General features: G+C 46.6%; 17 protein-coding genes. 10 read left to right on the plus strand and 7 right to left on the minus strand.

From position 1 onward, the window contains the following. The first annotated feature begins 372 nt into the window (after positions 1 to 372). From MUK70_RS04945 to MUK70_RS04955, 3 genes are all read left to right on the plus strand, one after another. Entirely contained in the window at positions 373 to 2,721 is a 2,349-nt protein-coding gene (locus MUK70_RS04945) for a glycoside hydrolase family 95 protein (protein WP_234657548.1), read from the plus strand. 67 nt (positions 2,722 to 2,788) lie between these two features. Beyond that, complete coding sequence (locus tag MUK70_RS04950) at positions 2,789 to 3,556, plus strand: CBM35 domain-containing protein (protein WP_244784702.1); 768 nt, start codon at positions 2,789 to 2,791, stop codon at positions 3,554 to 3,556. A gap of 167 nt (positions 3,557 to 3,723) precedes the next feature. Then, the gene (locus MUK70_RS04955; protein ID WP_244784704.1) at positions 3,724 to 5,730 is read left to right on the plus strand and encodes a T9SS type A sorting domain-containing protein; all 2,007 of its coding nucleotides are present in this window, start codon (positions 3,724 to 3,726) and stop codon (positions 5,728 to 5,730) included. A gap of 31 nt (positions 5,731 to 5,761) precedes the next feature. On the opposite strand, the gene MUK70_RS04960 is transcribed toward MUK70_RS04955, so the two are convergent. Next, positions 5,762 to 6,205, minus strand: coding sequence for an LIC_13387 family protein (locus MUK70_RS04960; protein WP_234657545.1), 444 nt, complete (start codon positions 6,203 to 6,205; stop codon positions 5,762 to 5,764). 87 nt (positions 6,206 to 6,292) lie between these two features. Next, positions 6,293 to 7,111, minus strand: coding sequence for a helix-turn-helix domain-containing protein (locus MUK70_RS04965; protein ID WP_234657543.1), 819 nt, complete (start codon positions 7,109 to 7,111; stop codon positions 6,293 to 6,295). Positions 7,112 to 7,325: 214 nt separating this feature from the next. Between MUK70_RS04965 and MUK70_RS04970 the strand changes: the two genes are divergently transcribed. Beyond that, entirely contained in the window at positions 7,326 to 7,880 is a 555-nt protein-coding gene (locus MUK70_RS04970; protein WP_234657541.1) for a DUF1572 family protein, read from the plus strand. Between the two features lie 160 nt (positions 7,881 to 8,040). Then, complete coding sequence (locus tag MUK70_RS04975) at positions 8,041 to 8,958, plus strand: ClpXP adapter SpxH family protein (RefSeq protein WP_234657540.1); 918 nt, start codon at positions 8,041 to 8,043, stop codon at positions 8,956 to 8,958. Positions 8,959 to 8,987: 29 nt separating this feature from the next. Here the strand turns inward: MUK70_RS04975 and MUK70_RS04980 are convergent, their stop codons facing one another. Together MUK70_RS04980 and MUK70_RS04985 are read right to left on the minus strand one after the other, a co-directional pair. Next, a complete protein-coding gene (locus MUK70_RS04980; RefSeq protein WP_310590034.1) occupies positions 8,988 to 9,734 on the minus strand; it encodes a helix-turn-helix domain-containing protein in 747 nt (248 codons plus the stop codon). Positions 9,735 to 10,015: 281 nt separating this feature from the next. Further along, the gene (locus MUK70_RS04985) at positions 10,016 to 10,918 is read right to left on the minus strand and encodes an NmrA family NAD(P)-binding protein (protein WP_234657537.1); all 903 of its coding nucleotides are present in this window, start codon (positions 10,916 to 10,918) and stop codon (positions 10,016 to 10,018) included. Positions 10,919 to 11,182: 264 nt separating this feature from the next. On the opposite strand from MUK70_RS04985, the gene MUK70_RS04990 reads away from it, so the two are divergent. Then, complete coding sequence (locus tag MUK70_RS04990) at positions 11,183 to 11,794, plus strand: Crp/Fnr family transcriptional regulator (protein WP_234657536.1); 612 nt, start codon at positions 11,183 to 11,185, stop codon at positions 11,792 to 11,794. 56 nt (positions 11,795 to 11,850) lie between these two features. After that, complete coding sequence (locus MUK70_RS04995; RefSeq protein ID WP_234657535.1) at positions 11,851 to 12,252, plus strand: DUF4267 domain-containing protein; 402 nt, start codon at positions 11,851 to 11,853, stop codon at positions 12,250 to 12,252. A 62-nt stretch (positions 12,253 to 12,314) separates the two neighbouring features. On the opposite strand, the gene MUK70_RS05000 is transcribed toward MUK70_RS04995, so the two are convergent. Continuing rightward, on the minus strand, positions 12,315 to 12,989 hold the full coding sequence (locus MUK70_RS05000; RefSeq protein WP_234657534.1) for a VTT domain-containing protein: 675 nt from the start codon (positions 12,987 to 12,989) through the stop codon (positions 12,315 to 12,317). 430 nt (positions 12,990 to 13,419) lie between these two features. Between MUK70_RS05000 and MUK70_RS05005 the strand changes: the two genes are divergently transcribed. The 3 genes from MUK70_RS05005 to MUK70_RS05015 all read left to right on the plus strand — a co-directional run bounded on the left by MUK70_RS05005 (position 13,420) and on the right by MUK70_RS05015 (position 15,999). After that, complete coding sequence (locus MUK70_RS05005; protein ID WP_234608814.1) at positions 13,420 to 14,478, plus strand: calcium:cation antiporter; 1,059 nt, start codon at positions 13,420 to 13,422, stop codon at positions 14,476 to 14,478. 242 nt (positions 14,479 to 14,720) lie between these two features. Further along, the gene (locus MUK70_RS05010; protein WP_244784706.1) at positions 14,721 to 15,149 is read left to right on the plus strand and encodes a YsnF/AvaK domain-containing protein; all 429 of its coding nucleotides are present in this window, start codon (positions 14,721 to 14,723) and stop codon (positions 15,147 to 15,149) included. 46 nt (positions 15,150 to 15,195) lie between these two features. Then, positions 15,196 to 15,999: a YsnF/AvaK domain-containing protein gene (locus MUK70_RS05015; RefSeq protein WP_234608816.1), complete on the plus strand. Its 804-nt coding sequence runs from the start codon at positions 15,196 to 15,198 to the stop codon at positions 15,997 to 15,999. A gap of 178 nt (positions 16,000 to 16,177) precedes the next feature. Here the strand turns inward: MUK70_RS05015 and MUK70_RS05020 are convergent, their stop codons facing one another. Continuing rightward, a complete protein-coding gene (locus MUK70_RS05020; RefSeq protein ID WP_234657532.1) occupies positions 16,178 to 17,395 on the minus strand; it encodes a sensor histidine kinase in 1,218 nt (405 codons plus the stop codon). A gap of 431 nt (positions 17,396 to 17,826) precedes the next feature. After that, positions 17,827 to 18,396, minus strand: a complete 570-nt coding sequence (locus tag MUK70_RS05025) for a DJ-1/PfpI family protein (RefSeq protein WP_234657531.1) — start codon at positions 18,394 to 18,396, stop codon at positions 17,827 to 17,829. Between the last annotated feature and the right edge of the window lie 33 nt (positions 18,397 to 18,429).

Consider the following 18,429-nt stretch of genomic DNA (forward strand, 5'->3'; position numbering starts at 1 on the left):
ACGCAGCCTACTTTGTCAGCTGAGCGTAAATACGTTTGTGACGCTGAGCGTAGTACGTCTGTCAGCCTGAGCGTAATACGTCTGTCAGCCAGCGTAATACGTCTGTCAGCCTGATCGCAATACGTCTGTCAGCCTGAGCACAATACGTTTGTCAGCCTGAGCGGAGTCGAAGGCACGTGCAGGACGCTCGTTGACATCGGGCAATCAATCCTGTAAGTAACAATGTGCACGTGCCTTCGACCGCCCGGCGGCCCGGTCCGCTCAGGCTGACAAAAAGGGAGGCGGCGTGACAAGGAAGGCTGTCAAAAAAGGATTCTACCAGACAACAAACTGCCTGAAACAAAATAGAATGATAAGTAAAAACCACTAACAATGACATATAAACTCATAACAGCGTTTCTATTAACCATTTCATTAACAACCATTTCCATAGCCCAGGTTAAACCACAACGCCTTTGGTTTAACAAGCCGGCAAGCCAATGGGAGGAGACCATTCCGGTTGGTAATGGGCGGTTGGGGATGATGAGTGATGGCGGGGTGATGCGGGAGAATGTGGTACTGAACGACATTACGCTTTGGTCCGGCGGGGTGCAGGATGCGAATAATTATGACGCGCATAAAAGCTTGCCTGAGATCCGCAGGCTGCTTCTGGAAGGTAAAAACGATGAAGCGCAGAAGCTGGTGAACCAGAATTTCGTGGCCAAAGGCGCCGGATCGGGGCATGGTGACGGGGCTAATGTGCCTTTTGGGTGTTATCAGGTGCTGGGGAACCTGCGAATGCAGTTTGCTTACAAAGGCGTTGATTCCTCGAACATTCAATACAAAGATTACAAGCGTGAATTGTCGCTGAGTGATGCGGTGGCGAGTCTGGTTTACACCGTGAACGGCGTGACTTACAGGCGCGAATACTTTACGAGCTTTGGGGATGATATTGGCATAATCAAAATTTCGGCCGACAAGCCGGGACAGCTGAATTTGCGCCTTAACCTCGACCGTCCCGAGCGTTTTCAGACTGTTGTGAAGAACAATGCCCTCGAAATGTCGGGGCAGCTGAACAATGGAACGGACGGGAAAGGGATGAAATACCTGGCCAAGATCAAGCCGCAGGTGAAGGGTGGGAAACTGGCAGTTTCTGGCAAGCAGATCGTCATTACGGATGCGGATGAGATCATTCTCTATTTTTCGGCTGGGACAGATTTTAAAGACAAAAACTTCCAAACGGAGACGGAGAGGCTGATTGATGTCGCAGTGAAAAAATCTTACACTGTTCAGAAACAGAGTCATATTGCCAATTACCAGAAATTCTTCAATCGTACGACGCTGCATCTGGGTGGTTCGAAAGGGGATGATTTGCCCACGGACCAGCGGCTTTCATCATTCCAGAAAAATCCCGGTTCGGACAACGAGCTGCCCGTTTTATTTTTCCAGTATGGCCGTTATCTCAGCATTAGCAGCACGCGGGTGGGGTTATTGCCACCGAACTTGCAGGGGCTTTGGGCTAACCAGATCCAGACGCCCTGGAACGGAGATTATCACCTGGATGTGAACATTCAGATGAACCAGTGGCCGGTGGAGGTCGTCAACCTTTCGGAGCTCAATTTGCCGCTGGCTGATCTGGTAAAAGGATTGGTAAAACCCGGCGAAAAAACGGCGAAAGCATATTACAATGCCGATGGCTGGGTGGCGCACGTGATCACCAATGTCTGGGGTTTTACAGAACCTGGCGAAGAGGCTTCCTGGGGCGCAAGCAATGCAGGTTCGGGTTGGATCTGCAACAATCTTTGGGAACATTATGCATTTACATTAGACAAAGATTACCTCAAAGACATTTATCCCATCCTGAAAGGCGCGGCGGAATTTTACAACAGTGCATTGGTGCAACATCCAAAAACAGGCTGGCTGGTTACCGCTCCGTCCATTTCACCTGAAAACTCATTTTACCTGCCCAATGGCAAAACAGCCGCCATCTGCATGGGCCCAACGATTGATAACCAGATGACGCGGGAGCTTTTCACCAATGTCATCACGGCTTGCGAAGTGCTGGGCGTGGATGCCGCATTGAAAACAACATTGCAGAATAAATTGAAACAATTGCCGCCGCCGGGTGTGGTAGGAAGCGACGGCCGGCTGATGGAGTGGCTCGAAGAATACAAAGAAGTCGAGCCGAAACACCGCCACATTGCCCATTTGTACGGACTTTTCCCCGCACCGCTCATTACGCCGGAAAAAACGCCTGAACTCGCTGCTGCTTCCGCCAAAACGCTGGAAGCGCGCGGCGATGACAGTCCGGGCTGGTCGAAGGCTTATAAGCTGTTGTTTTGGGCGAGATTGCACGATGGTAACCGCGCTAATAAATTGCTGAAAGAACTCCTTGTGCCCACGCTGGATACGAATATGAACTACGGAGCAGGTGGCGGGGTGTATCCTAACATGCTCGTTGCCGGTCCACCATTCCAAATCGATGGGAACTATGGCGGCACAGCCGGGATCGCCGAAATGCTGATTCAAAGCCACGATGGTTACATTGACATTCTCCCCGCTATGCCGGATGCCTGGAAAGCCTCGGGTGAAGTGAAAGGTTTGAAAGCGCGCGGAAATTTTACCGTAGATTTTAAATGGGAAAACGGTAAAGTGACGGATTATAAGGTTTTGTCAAAAACACCCCGGAAAGTGTGGGTGAAAATGAATGGCGAAAAGAAGGAAATTACATCAACACATTAAAATATCTGTTATGCTGGCTATTTCTAAACAAATTAAAAACGCAACATGCCTGATAATAAGCATATTCATGCTTGTTCTCGTTTCTTTTCCATCATTCTCGCAAAGCTTTGAAGCGGAATCCGGAACGCTGGCTAATGGGGCTGACATTCAAAATTGCGATGCCTGTTCATCGCAGAAAATGGTCGGGAACCTGGGCGGCGGATCGGTAACAATTCCGGTGAATGTAGCGACGGCAGGCAATTACAGGCTTACACTTTCTTATGCGACGGGCGATCAGCGGACGATTAATGTGACACCGAACGGAGGCGATTTCATCGCTGTCACTTGTCCTGCTTCCGGCGGCTGGTCTGCGGTGGCTAGCATCGGGGTGAATGTTCCGCTTCAAGCCGGTAACAACAGCATCAAGCTGGATAATGCGTTTGGTTATGGTCCTAATGTGGACAAAATCGTGCTGACGCCGCTTAATACGGCTTCCATCCAAACGATCGCTTTTGGCACCAACAGCCGCATTGATTATGACCTCAGCAACGGGACTTATGATGTGTATTTTGATAATGTCAAAACAATCGGGGAAGCATTCGCTACGGCCAATTCGGATGCAATGGTCAATAGTACAGCAGGTTATACAAGCCGGACTTATTCTTCCGCTCCTGCGAATGACAGCTTTGGTTCAGGAACGAGGCATGTCATTACATTAACAGGCGGCGGACAGCTTGAAATGCAGCAGGTTTTTTACACTTACACGGGAAAAAATCATTTTTATACCGAACTCATTCTCAACGGATCAGGCTCAAATTCCTACAAAAATGACGCCGCTGACTTCCAATGCGGTTGATATACATTCCAATGGTGATCGCCGCGGGCTTTTTGTTCCTTTTGATAATGACAAATGGGTGCGTTACGAAGCAAAGGAAATTGGTTATGCCAATTTTACATCGTCAGAAGCAGGAGCAATTTATGATAATACGAGCCGGAAAGGGCTGATCATTGGTTCTGTGGAGCATGAAGTCTGGAAAAACGGGCGTGAACCTGGCGGGCGAAGGGCGCACAGAAACTTCATTCATTTCCGTAATTGCCGGCTGGACGAACGAGAATGTAACGCGCGACAAACGCGGCCACGGCTGGGTAGGCGTGGGCCAGCAAAGCTGCAAATCGCCCCGCATTATGGTGGGTTACTATGGCGACTGGCGCGACGGGTTTGAACAATACGGCAAGGCGAACGCACTGGCCGAGCCGCGCTACATTTTCGACTGGACTGCCGCCACACCTTTCGGCTGGAACAGCTGGGGCGCAATTCAGTCGAATTTGAATCTTCCCAAAGCCAAATCAGTCGTTGATTATTTTGCAACTCAGGTTCCTGCGTTCCGTAATGGGGACAATACATTGTTTGTTGATCTGGATTCCTATTGGGACAATCTGGCTCCCGGTGGCATGACGGGCGATTTCAGTCAGTTAACCGAATTTGCCAATTATTGTAAATCCAAAGGTTTGAAGCCAGGCATTTACTGGGCGCCTTTTGTGGATTGGGGTAAATCTGCACGCCAGATGGAAGGAAGTGCTTATAATTATGAGGATGTCTGGACCAAGGTGAATGGCGGTCCGCTGGACCTGGACGGCGCATATGCCCTCGATCCGACGCACCCGGGAACGAAGGCGCGCATTGCATATCTGATCGGAAAATTCAAAGCATGTGGTTTTGAAATGATCAAAATAGATTTCTTAGCTCACGCTTCACTGGAAGCCGACAGTTTTTACGAATCTGGCGTTCACACCGGGATGGAGGCTTATAAAGCCGGCATGGAATATCTGACAGACCAACTCGATGGCACCATGCTGGTGTATGCTGCCATTTCACCAAATCTTGCTACTGGCCGTTATGCGCACATGCGGCGGATTGCGTGCGATGCTTATAAGCACATCAGTGAGACGGCTTACACGCTCAACAGCACAAATTACGGCTGGTGGCAAAATCAGATTTACCAATACATTGATGCCGACCACATTGTTTTCGGCACCGAAACAGCTGGCGAGAACCGCGCGCGCCTTGCTTCCTCCATCGTAACCGGCACCATCATTACGGGAGATGATTATGCAACGGACGGAGCCTGGAAAGCCGTTTCGCAAACATTGCTTCAAAACGCGGATCTGCTGAATCTGGCCAAGGACGGCAAAGCATTCCGCCCGGTGGAAGGCAATACGGGATGGGATCCGAATGCGCTTTTTGTCAAAACGATTGGCGTCAATCATTATCTGGCGGTTTTTAATTACGGGACGGAGGCAAAGGCTTTTTCCATAGATCTGGCCAGGGCCGGTTTGAGCGGCCAGGTTGACTATGCAACAGAGGAGCTTTTCAGTGGAAATGATCCATCGGCGAAGAAGGCAGCGGTGTTGGCACAGGGAACATTATCCGTGAATGTGCCTGCGCAGGACGCGATGATCATTCAACTTAGAGATTCCGCATTGCCAGTCACACTTGCCAATTTCCAGGCCGAACGGGCAGGTTACAGCGCATTACTAACCTGGGAAACGGCTTCTGAAACGAATAACAAGGAATTTGTAATAGAGCGGAGTTTGGATGCCAGAACATTCAAAGTCATCGGGAAAGTGCCCGGTCATGGTGATACCAGCAAAGCGCAGCATTATGCATTCAATGACCAGGTTCCAAATGCCGATTCAATCAATTACTATCGCTTGAAACAAGTTGATTTTGACGGCAAATATGAACATTCACGCATTGTGGCGGTGAAATTTGCCCACGAAGATTCGGTCACATTATTTCCAAATCCCGGCAGTACGCAGTTAAATCTGAAAGTCCCCCAAAACTTCACAGGCGAACTTCAGGTGACGGTTATGAGCACAGACGGCAAGCAGATTTTGGCCAAAAAATTCAGTAAATACACTGAGAAAGGCTTGACGATCAGCATTGGCCAGCTCGATAAAGGAATTTATCTGATATCGGTTGCAGATAGCAAAGGAAACAACCAGCGCGGTAAGTTTGTGAAGAATTGAAGTTTTTTGAAATGTGTCCTGCCTGTTACATTCATTCCGGAAAAGGGTAGGGCACTTTTTTATTTACAAAAACGGCAAGAGTAGTACATAGCCCTGAGCACAGGCTTATGCCGGCGGCAAAGGGGAAAAAATACACGAATTCCACAACGCCAAATAAAATATAGATGACACCGATGGGTAAGAGCAGTTTGTTAGCAATGTCTTTTTGCTCGGTTACAAACCCGGAGATAGACCAGAGCAGCAGGATAGTCATAATGAATAATCCGAAGATCATTATGCTGTAACCATTGTAGTATTCCGCCATCGTTTTACTGGCGCCCATGAAATCGGCGCTGTAACTTTTCATTACTTTGACCACCGCACCCATTTTCGGGTCCTCCGGCTCGTCCCAGGTTAAATGGCCGATGGTGTGTCCCAACAGATGCACCACGATCAGGGCGGCCGAAATTCTTACCAGCATTTTTGAGCTAATCATTTTAGGAAAGTTTTGGGATTGATCAAATCTATTTACAATCCAAAGATATGAGGCAGGAGGGTGCAAGTCTTGTAAAAATCGGAAGTGCTATCCTTTGTAAAAAATGTGCCCGAATTCATTGTCCGTCTTCATGAATTTAGAAGGCGCCATTCCCGTAAATCTTTTAAAGTCTTTGATAAAATGTGCCTGATCGTAGAAATACGTATAAAGCTCGTTTTTGAAAAAATCCATGTTTGCGTTCGCATTCGCCTCATAAAACTGCATGAAACGAATAACTGAGGAAATACTTTTCGGACTCAGTCCCACCTTATCTGTAAATTTCTCCCGCAGCCATCGGCTACTAAATCCTGTTTTTCTTTCCAGCTCATTCACAGCTATAAGGCCCTTGGTGCCCACTATTTGGCTGAGACAATAGTCAACAACCAAATCCGGCGTAGATCTGGAAAGCTGACTGATCAGATACGATTGAATGACTTCTATTTTTTCTTCGATTTTCTCGATATTAATCAAACGTTCGCTTAAATGCCGGGCCTGGTTTCCGATTACATCTTCGAGATCGAAAATCTTATTTTTTAATTCGAATTGTGGAAGGTGGAATAGGCGATATGCGCCTAGTGCGTAAAACTCGATACCAATGTTACAGTGCGGATTGTCGTGTTCGATGTCCACGATAGCAGGCGTGTCGGAAATTCCTATCAAAGTAATGGATCCTTCTTTCGAACGGTGCCGCCATTTTTCATATTTGCCTATTAACCCGTTTTTTACCGGAATTATAAGCTTCACCATACCATTTGGAACGATCAACTTCATATCATCCTCAGGCAATCTTCCATTGCTCTCTAAAACCCAAATTTTGCCAATGAATGGTTTCAATTCAGCTCTGGGTTCTATGAGTTGCAGTTTCATTTTGTTTTCCTGATGTTTTCGGACAACCAATTGTTTTAATCTGTAACATTGAGGAAGTAATGATACAAATTAAATGCAATGCGTTGCAAGAATGGTCTCAATGAGCATAGCAAGTTGAAAAAATGGGGTCATTTGCAGCTCATTTACACGGCATGCGGCAAAACCAGACGGGGTTGGCATTGGAAAAAAAATGTGAAAACAGAACATTGAACAAATGGATACAAGTTATTTAGCCAGCGCGGTCAAGCAGTTTGAGTATTATAAAATGCTCGGCGAAAAGGCAATCGCGCAACTGCCCGACGAGGCGCTTTTCTGGCAATATAATGAGGAGAGTAATAGTATTGCCGTGATCGTCAATCACATTACAGGAAATATGCTATCCCGCTTTACCGAATTTTTAACGACCGACGGTGAAAAACCCTGGCGAAACCGTGATGCGGAATTTGAAGGGCGTTTCGCAAACCGTGAAGAAGTCATGGCGCATTGGGAAAAAGGCTGGGACCGATTGCTGACCACATTGCGCGATCTCGATGACGATCAGCTGGAAGCGGTGGTTTACATCCGGAATGACGGCCACACGGTAATGGAGGCAATCAACCGGCAGCTTGCCCATTATCCCTACCATATCGGGCAAATCGTTTATATTGCGAAAATGGCCGCCAATGAAAAGTGGGAAAGCCTTTCAATTCCCAGGAACAAATCGGGCGATTACAATATGCGGAAATTCACTCAGGAAAAATCGAGACGGCACTTTACAGATGATCTTTGACCATGGCCCGACTACAACAATTGCGTTTCAGGATCTGCGCTGATTTTGTTATTATTCAGCGGACGAATGCAGCGGTTGCATAGTGTTTGCAATAAAAGAGCGACACGCATTGAGCTTAGTCAACGGCATTTCGATTGTCACAATTAAAACTTTTACTAAAATGGAAACAACAAATAGTAATCCGCTCTTATGCGATATCGAATCGGGAGTTTGTGAAATGCCTGAATCTTCTTTGGCAACAGCCCCGCAGACGGGAGCGTCCACTCATAAACCCGTCAAAATCATCTATTTCACGGACCCGATTTGCTCGTCCTGCTGGGGCATTGAGCCTCAGCTTCGTAAACTGAAATTGGAATACGGCGATAATTTTGAAATTGATTACCGCATGGGTGGCCTGCTGCCGGATTGGAGCTACAACAGCGGCGGAATTAGCAAACCTTCTGACGTGGCACATCATTGGGACGAAGTAAGTGTGCGTTACGACATGCCTATCGACGGCGATGTCTGGCTGGAAGATCCGCTCGACTCTTCCTATCCTCCATCCATTGCATTTAAAGCGGCCCAGTTGCAAGATCCCGATAAAGCAATCCACTTCCTTCGTGTGTTGCGGGAGATGGTTTTCCTGGAAAAGATTAACATAACAAAATGGGAAAATCTGGCGGCATCGGCAGAACAGGTTGGTCTGGATGTTCAAAAACTTGAAATTGATTTCAATGGTAATGCCAGAGATTTGTTTGAACAGGATTTACAATTAGCCTCACAATGGGGTGTCCGCGGTTTCCCGACTATGTTTTTCGTGGATAGCGAGGGTAACCAGGAAAAAGTGTATGGAACCAAACCTTACTCCGTATACGAGGATACCATGTTGAAGCAATTTCCAACTGCGTCGAAAAAAGTAATCGATAAGGACTGGAAAAATTTATTTACCAAATACAACACCCTGACTGCCCTCGAGTTTTCTGAACTTTCGCAAACTCCGCGGGACCAAGCCGGGCAGCTCTTGCGAGCATTGGTCAAATCCGGAAATTTAAGTGAGCTGGTGACCAAGAATGGTTCGCTATGGCGTCTATTGAAATAGCATCCTGCGCGCCGGATGCTATTTCCCTATCAATTAAAAGTTTGCCTGAAAGCCAGTGGAGAGAGGCTTGTTTTTGTTTTGAACATGCGGCTAAAAGACTGTGGATACTCAAATCCCAGTTCGTAGGCGATTTCGGAAACGGACAAGTTGGAGGTTGATAATCTTTCCTTCGCTTTTTCAACGAGCTTTTCCTGGATGTGATGCTGAGCGTTTTCTCCGGTCAGAGAACGCAGCATATCGCTGAGATAACTCGGTGACATGCCAAGTCTTTCGGCCAGCATCTGAACGGTTGGAATGCCACGTTCAGATGCACTTCCATATTTGAAATACTCGTCCAGAATATTCTCAATTTTTTGCAGCATGTCATTATTGGCGGCTTTTCTCGTAATGAACTGGCGACCGTAAAACCGGTTGCTGTAATTGAGCAGCAGCTCAATCTGGGAGATTAGCACGTCCTGGCTGAAATTATCAATCCTGCTGTTAAGTTCTTCTTCGATAATATTGAAAACAGAGAAAATGGCAGTGCGCTCTTTTTCCGAAAGGTGCAGTGCTTCATTGGCTGCATAGTTGAAGAAGCCATATTGCTTAACTGTACTTGCCAGTGGGTAGGAAAGCAAAAAGTCAGGGTGAACGAGCAAAATGTAGCCGGAACCTGCATTCTCCGTCGGACTTTCAAAAATCTGACCCGGAGCTGTAAACACGAGACCGCCTTCACCGAAATCATAAAAAATTTTGCCCGTATTTGGCTTTTCCGCAGAGGTTCGTCTTGTAGGCAATTTTGTAAAAAGGCATGACCATCGATGCCGGTAAGACACCCGGATTGATCGCCATATCTTTAATGTTAATAAAACTTACCATCGGATGGATGGGCTTAGGGAGGCCAAACACCCGATGAAAGTCGGTTAACGATTCAAATTTGTACAAAGCAGGAGCTTCTGTTTTCATAGCTTAAAGATATCGAATTTTAAGCTGAAATCTTTCCTGAGAGGCCGCAGGGTTTGCCTTAAAGCTGACGCCTTTTTTAGCTCCGATGATCCAAACCGTTCTCATAATTGGGTTACTTGTGATAGGTTAATGCAAATTCTTTTGCGAAATCAGCCAGTTTTACCTTACCCAGAACCGGTTTGTTGCAGTAATAGTCGTCATACAAGCTTCCGCTTTGCTGCGCAGCTTGCATTTGAACCATGCCGTTCGCGATCCAGTCGTTCATTCCAGCATCGAGCATCTGCTGCAGCATCAGTTCACGCGGAATTACCTGCCATTTTAGTTCGGGCAAGCCAATGGCTTCACCTAATGTGCTGGCAATCTCATTGGGAGATACTTCGTCGCTTGCTACATAGTGAACTGACCTTCCGATAAACGGTTTTTCCATTTCTTGAGCAATAACCGCAGCAATATCCAGCGGAGAAACCCAGGGCTCTTTTTGATCGCCTCCATAAGTTTGTATAATTGCCGATTGTGTTTTGATTGAAGCAACATACCGGTACAGATTCGTATAAAAGCCGACAGGCCGCATGAATTTGATTGAAACCGTTTCGGGCAGCTGATTCAGGATGGTCTCGACCGTGTTGTGCAGATACAAACTCCCGATTCCTTCATTGGTATGCGCCCCGATGCTGCTTAAATGGACAACCTGTCTCACGCCCGAATTTTTGACAGCTTGCTTATAGTTGTTTCCTACTCTCGTAAAAGCGGCAACAAAATCTGCATTTTTATCAAAGATGTTGCCGATGCCTTCCCATGCTTCCATCAAATATACAATGTCGGCCTCTTTGAACGCAGCGGTCAAAAAATCGGGGTCTTGAATGGTGCCAATAGCCGCTTTTGCCCCTAATGCTTCAATGGCTTGCCGCCGGTCCGCTTTACTGCTGATGATGGTGACCGAATGCTTCTTGCTGATCAGTTCTTCTGCCAGGGGCTTGCTGATATTGCCCAGCGAGCCAGTAATTACAATGTTCATAATATTCTTTTGTTTGGTATTGCAAAGTTGCATAACCGGCAAAAAGCAGATTTAACAGAATCAACGGAGTTCATAACAAAATTGAGGAAACGGGGAGCTCTCGCCCTGCACTTTGGCGGGCGTGGGACAGAGGTTCACCCACGCACATTGCCCGACAGGCCATTTGATGAATAAAACAAGACTTGTTGACGGAAGCCGCAAGCCAGCGTGATCTTTCATTTCTAAAAAAATTCCTCAAACTTGCAAACCATATCTTCCTTTCCAATGGAATACCCGCTAACTACGCTCATCGAAAAGATACGACTAATAGTGCCACTTAGTGACGCAGACATTACTTTGATAGATGGTTTGTTCCAGCCGCTGCATCTGAAAAAAGGAGCGAATTTTGTTGAGCAAGGTCAGGTTTGTCACCAAGTTGGTTTTATTCAGGCAGGCTTAGTGAGATATTTTGTCAATCAGGATGGAGATGAAAAGATTTACAGCTTTGGTTTAGAAAACGATTTTGTTTGTGATTATGAGAGTTTTCTCTCCAAACAGCCCTGCCGACGCGCAATTCAAGCTATCGAGGATTCCTCATTGTTCGTGATTTCATCGGTCGGCCTGCAACTTTTATTTGACAAATTGACTTATGGTGAACGTTTCGGCCGGATAGTGATTGAACAGATTTTCGTTCAAACAATGGGACAGCTTGTATCCCTTTATACAGATTCCCCCGAGGAGCGTTACCAATCATTTTCAGATCATTATCCCAGTCTTGCCACACGTATCACACAATATCATATTGCCTCCTACGTGGGCGTTAAACCTCAGTCTTTAAGCCGTATCCGGGCCAGATGGGCCGGCAAGGATTACACCCGCATTTCTTCACCTGAGTGAATGCACGGGTGCTGCTTGTTGCCCAATTTTGTGCTGTACTTAAAACGCATAAGATTATGACAACGCAACGCATTTCTCCTCCGGTAAGACTGTTAAGCCTTCTGATCGGGTTTGGTTTACTCTTTATCGGCGGCCGCTTTTTGCTGGCTCCCGAAACAGCAGAAGCCGGATTTGGCCTCCATTATCAGGAGCCCAATTTCGCTTTTCATTACATCAAAGGCATCCGGGATATTTTCTCGGGATTGCTTATTGTGCTGTTTGCCTGGTCCAGCAGCAGGAAACCCCTGCTGCTGACTTTACTGGCCGGCTCGGTTATTCCCTTTGCTGATATGTTAATCGTGTGGCGCACACCAGAAAGCAATCTTTGGGCAATGCTTATTCATGGGGGGACTGTAATCGCACTTTGGCTATTATGCTATTTTTTATGGAAATCTTCCGCTGAAAAAGAACAGCTGTAAGTGTCTTCTTTCTTATCAATAAAGTGTTGTACGCCGACCGGACTGCATCAACGCTAAACTCCTTAAACAATGACCTCCGACTGGCTGATAGACTTGAATTTCGCCTTACCTAACTGCCATAGTATGGGCAATACTGACACGGCAACGATCCCTAGCACAACTTTCTCAAAATTGTCCCTGACCAGCGGGATACTACCCAAATAATAACCAGCCAGAGAGAGGCTTACGACCCAAAGGACCGCCCCGATGACATTAAACTTAAAGAAGACGCTGTAATTCATTGCTGCAACACCGCCTACAAAAGGTGCCAGGGTCCGGACAACCGGGACAAAGCGGGCTATGACAATTGTAGATGCGCCATATTTTTTATAAAAGCCATGTGTTTGTGCAAGTTGTTCGGGCTTGATCATTCTTTTCCCGAACAGGCTGATTTGCTGGATTTTGGTTCCGAAACGGCGTCCTATCAGATAATTGCAGCCATCGCCTAAGACCGCGGCTAACAGGAGCAGTGCAATTACCAGCCAAATGTTGAGTGAATCCGGATATCTGGCTGCCATCATTCCTGCGGCAAACAGCAGAGAGTCCCCGGGAAGAAATGGCATGAATACGACGCCGGTTTCGATGAAGATGATCATAAACAGGATACCATAGGTCAATGCCCCATGCTGCTCGATGATATTTCCCAGATGCTTATCTAATTGAAAAAATATATCAAGAACTTGGTGAAAAATTTCCATTATAAAAATTATTTTAGTTAATGCTCAGCATCATAAAGCAAATGGCGATGTAAATTGCCATGATCACCATTGCATAAAGCATGGCAGTCAATGTTTCATCTTTCTGTCTGATTTGTTCGTTTTCCATAATCATCTTGATAAACAGGTTAAGGGACAGTGATATAAGGGCAGCAAATAGTTAACGACATTGGGCATTACCCGGGTGGGGTAAATCGAAGTCAGAACACATTTACTCAGATCATTTAATTCACGTTTTTATTTTTACAGTTGTAAATTTACACATATAAATTGTCAAAAGGAAGTAAATTAATGATATTCCTTCTGTCCGCGTGGAAACGAACCCATCTCTTACATGTTTATAATATCAAATAAACGATCTTCATTTCTGATGTGATCGGATACGGAGCACAACTTTTTTATCAGCTTTTCTATGAAAAAAATATTTCAGTGGAGTTATATAGCACCTGTTATTGCCTGGGCCTTTTACCTGGTGCTTCCTATTGGTACAGGATTGTTGGTCAACCTATTAGCCGTGGCGGCCTTGATTGGAGGCGTGTTTTCTGCCGTGCACCATGCGGAGGTGGTTGCACATAAAGTAGGCGAACCTTATGGAACAATCATACTTGCGGTAGCTGTAACACTCCTGGAAGCTTCGATTATCGTATCACTCATGTTGACGGGAGGCGCCGGCGCGGACACCTATGCGCGGGATACACTTTTTGCAGCTGTTATGCTTATTCTAAATGGTATCCTGGGTATCAGTATGTTTGTGGGGGCGATGAAATTTAAAGAGCAAAGCTTTGAAACCAAAAGTGTAACGATTGCTTTGGTCAGCCTTGTATCAATTTTGGTGCTTACCCTGGTGTTGCCAAATTTCACCACCAGTATTGCCGGACCTTCCTACAGCACGCCACAACTTATTGCGATTGGCATTTGCTGCCTGGTCATTTATGGTTCTTTTATATTTACGCAAACTGTCAGACATCGCAAGTATTTTCTGGCGGAAGTCTCGGGCCAGGAAAAAGACGTGACCGGAAGGGAAGCCCTCATAAGTCTATTTTTTTTGCTGGTATGCTTAGGGGTGGTTATTGCCCTGGCCAAAGACCTTTCCCCGGTAATCGAAGCCGGAATCGTGGCAGCCGGCCTGCCCACGGCCTTAGTGGGTGTAGCCATTGCAGCGGTGATTTTGCTGCCGGAAGGCATAGCCGCTATCCGTGCGGCAAGACGTGGCCAATATCAGACGAGCATTAACCTTGCACTGGGCTCGGCATTAGCAAGTATAGGGCTAAGTATTCCTACGGTGGTGATTGTTTGTACCATAATGGATTTGCCGCTTATCCTGGGTCTGACCATGAAGTCGATGGTTTTGCTTGTTCTTTCGATTTTTACAGTAATGCTTTCACTGAATAAAGGCCAGACCAACAGCCTGTACGCTATCGTGCTTCTGGTTAATCTGATGATGTACATCTTTACAGTGGTGTTCCCTTAAATGCTTTTCAGAAGCGGGAGTAACGTTCTAAGCGTTGTTACACGATTGCTTTTTGGTGTGGATTTCAAGGTTTTGAGGAATTGATATATTGATCTGCTCACGATTTGAGCGGGCTGTGTCGCCGTAGACTTTTAATGTCCGCTAACTGCATCCAAAACAGGGGTCTGATGGGATTTAAAATATCCTTGAAAGGCCCTGGCACGTTTTTCGCAAGGGATGCTGCTCACTTAAAGAAAAATGGGATGCATTCTATAGACGGCCACGATGATGCAGGCAAGCCACGACGTGTCGATGAAAACCTGAAAATTCCCGTTATCAGAGAACATCTGACAGTTTCCACTGAGCGCATCGAAACGGGGCAGGTTTTGATTTCAAAAGAAATTATGGAAGAGGAAACATCTGTCAATGTCGCTGTCAGCAGGGAAGAGGTTCTGATAGAAAGAAAAGAAATAAACGAGTATGTTCAGACGCCTCCGCCGGCAGTCAGGCAGGAAGGTGATGTCACTATCATTTCTGTTGTCAAAGAAGTGCTGGTGACTGAAAAACGCCTGATGCTTGTAGAAGAAGTGCACATTACCAAGCGCTTATATCAGGACGAAAAGGCGGTCACCGAAACGCTGAGAACAGAAAAAGTTAATATTTCCCGTAATGCTTCAGGCACGAATATTTAGTGGAAGCCCCAAGATCAACAAACTTTAACCATTTACTAAACAAATCATGGCACATACAGTAGTAGGAATATTTGAATATGAAAGTGACGCCCAGGAGGCGCAAAATTATTTGTTGGCCAACGGTTTTGCTGATGGCGATGTGGATTTTAAGACCGCTACATACAAGTCAGAAACCGACGCGCCGTCCGTCATCGACCGGGATGGCGATTTTGGCGACCGCATCGGGAATTTTTTCAAAGACCTCTTTGATGGCGATGACGACCAGACGCGGCGTTATACGGATGCCGGCAGGAGGGGAACCATTGTTACCGTCCATGCAGCCAGTGCTGAGGAAGCTCAGGCAGCAGCGGCAATTCTTGACGAATATGGTGCAATTGACCTTGATCAGAGCACAGCCGATCGTTCTTCCAACCCGGGTTATACCCAGCCGGTTACCGATGCGTCTTTTGTTGAAGGACCGAGCACCGTTCCGGTAATTGAGGAGGAGCTCCACCTGGGAAAACGGGAAGTTGAAACCGGCGGCGTACGTCTTCGGAGCCGCGTTGTTGAACGGCCCGTTCAGGAGAGCATCCGTCTGCGCCAGGAACAGGTGAGTGTCAATCGCACACCCGTTGACAGGATTGCCACAGAATCGGATTTCGAGACCTTTAAAGAAGGTACAATTGAAGTGAAAGAATATGCGGAAGTTCCTGTTGTAAGCAAGGAGGCCCGTGTAGTTGAAGAAATAAGCCTGAATAAGTCCGTAGAGGAGCGAGACGAGATCGTCAGCGACACCGTCCGCCACACAGAGGTAGACGTGGAAGACATTACTGACGAAGAAAGGTTAAGAAGGGCCGGGTTAGATTTATAAGCCTGTGTTTAGAAGCATACCAGCCCCTGCCTTTGCAGGGGCTTTTTTATTAAATACACTACAAGTTTCGAAGCACAGCCTCGTTCGAAATCACCAGGGAAGATCAGAGTGGTTTCACCAAAACTGCCCAAAAGACTTTGTTAAACTTTGTAAATTAGCAAAGAGGGTAAATTCGGAATTACGCACATTGAATTGCAAGGGTCACTTTTGTAATGTTATGACTGGATTCCATAAACAATTTTATATCCAGCAAAGAAGTTATTTCCTTCACTAGAATCAGCCCGATTCCCTGCGTTTCTGCCGTGCCGACCGGCGGGTAAGTGTGATGTGATTTCAAGTTTACCCATTCGACTATATCTTGTGCCATGGAACCATTATTCTCTATGGTGAGGTGGGCGGCAGCCTGATCGACAGTTGCAGCAATTTTTATAAGGCTGTTGACGGCATTTTTATTCGCATTGTCAAGCAGGTTGTGAATGATAATTCCTAAGAAATGCGGATTGCTGGTCACCAGGATTGTTGGATCAATGTCTAAATGCACCTGATTACCGTTCGTACTGATAATGCCTTCAAACAACTTAACCTTGTCTTTTACGATCTGCGCTAAATTGATCTGTTCGGACGCATCCAGCTTTTGGTGAACGGGCAGTTTGGTAAACTCCAGTATGTTGTTCACGAATCCGTACATGGTCTCGAGCGATTTGTTAAGCTCGATGGTATAGCTGCCAATTTGCTCGTATTCTTTGTTTTGGGCGAGCCGGCAGATTTCTTCTGAGATAATGATCAGGAACTTAAATGGTCCCCGGATATCATGCGTGATGGACGCAACAAGCCGTGACTGAATGTACAATTGGTGTTCCAGGATTTCCTGCGACACTTCCAGTGTGCTCAGGGTTTGTTGAAGTGCTTGCGTGCGTTCAGTCACGGCTTGATCCAGGAGCCTGTTCTCTATTTTGACCTTCTCGATGGCAAGCCGCTCGTTTTCTTTACGATGGTTGCGTGCGTCACGATCACGCTTCAAAAAGTAAGCGGCAGGTATAATGATCACGCTCATGAGGACGCCCCGGCTGGAAAGCATCAGAATTTTTATACCAATAGGATTTTGGGCTGTACGGAACGGAAAATCTTTAAAAATAGGGTTAAACGTGAAGTAAAACACATTGGAAAGCACACAGCAGCAGAGGATGGATAACAGCAGTCCTGGCCATCGCCGGTATCGCTGCTGGATCATGTTGATCGCATACCAGCAAGCCAGGCTCATCATAAAAATAACCACTTCGGAGCCTATCAGATTCACCGGGTCCTTCCACTGACCTTCGGAGATGCGTGCAGGTAAAATAAATAGGGGAATGCTGGCAGCTACGATCAAGCCTGTTCTGTGGAGAAAATTGTTCATTCAATAATAGATTGTTCGATGCCAGTAGTTTGTAAGTAAATGCTGGTGACACAAAGTTAAAAAGATTATGTTCGCATAGAGAACCGAAGCATTTCTCAGGAAGGAAAACGGCAGCATATCGGGCGAAGTAGTGAGCCTTCATACACTTTATGATAATCTCGGACCTAAAACTAATGACCAAACGTACAATGATTACGTTGACCATCGAAGGGTCGCAGATGTAACCTCAGACAAAGCTGATTAGCACATTGCGACCCTTCGATGGTCATGGAAACACACGTCGGATACTCGCGCGCGGCGAACTGATGCGAGCAAGATTAATTTTGAAGAATTCGGCCGGGAATCCTTGCCTTTTATTGAGGTCAGCAAGGGCATAATGACTGCATGTGCATCACTGAACCGTATTGTTGGCCAGTTTTGCTTTGATGGATCTAGGCTTGAACAAGTTCCGCTTCTTTGAAACAAGCAAATACTTCCCGATAGAAATCAGGGTGTGACTGCCAAGTCTGACCGGTTACCATTTTCCCGTCACGAACAGCCTCTTTCGTGGAATATGTCCCGCCACCCATCTCGATTTCGGTGCGCACATGTTCGTAAGCGGTGAGAGTCCGGTTTTTGGCTAGTCCTGCCGTCACCAGAATCTGGATGCCGTGGCAGATGGCAAAAACCCATTTGCCCTGCCGGTCAAATTCACGCACTACTTCCAGCAACGCGGCATGGTTGCGCAGATATTCAGGAGCGCGGCCGCCCAGCAGCAGAATCGCGTCATAATCGTCCACCGCCACCTCCTCAATGGTCAGGTCGGAAGCCAGGCAATAGCCAGGCCGCTCTACATACGTATCCCAGCCCAATTCGAAATCATGCATAACCAGATTGAGTCGGCGCTTGCTGGGGGCGGCGATCACGGCGATGTCGCCCTCTTCCTGAAATCGGTGCAAAGCGTAAAGAGTTTCATAGCTTTCGCCACCATCCCCGGTAACGATCAAGATTTTGCGATTCATGGTATAAAGAATTTTAAAGCATTAAGGTGTTAG

It is taken from the genome of Dyadobacter chenwenxiniae (assembly GCF_022869785.1).
In the GTDB taxonomy this organism is placed as follows: domain Bacteria; phylum Bacteroidota; class Bacteroidia; order Cytophagales; family Spirosomataceae; genus Dyadobacter; species Dyadobacter chenwenxiniae.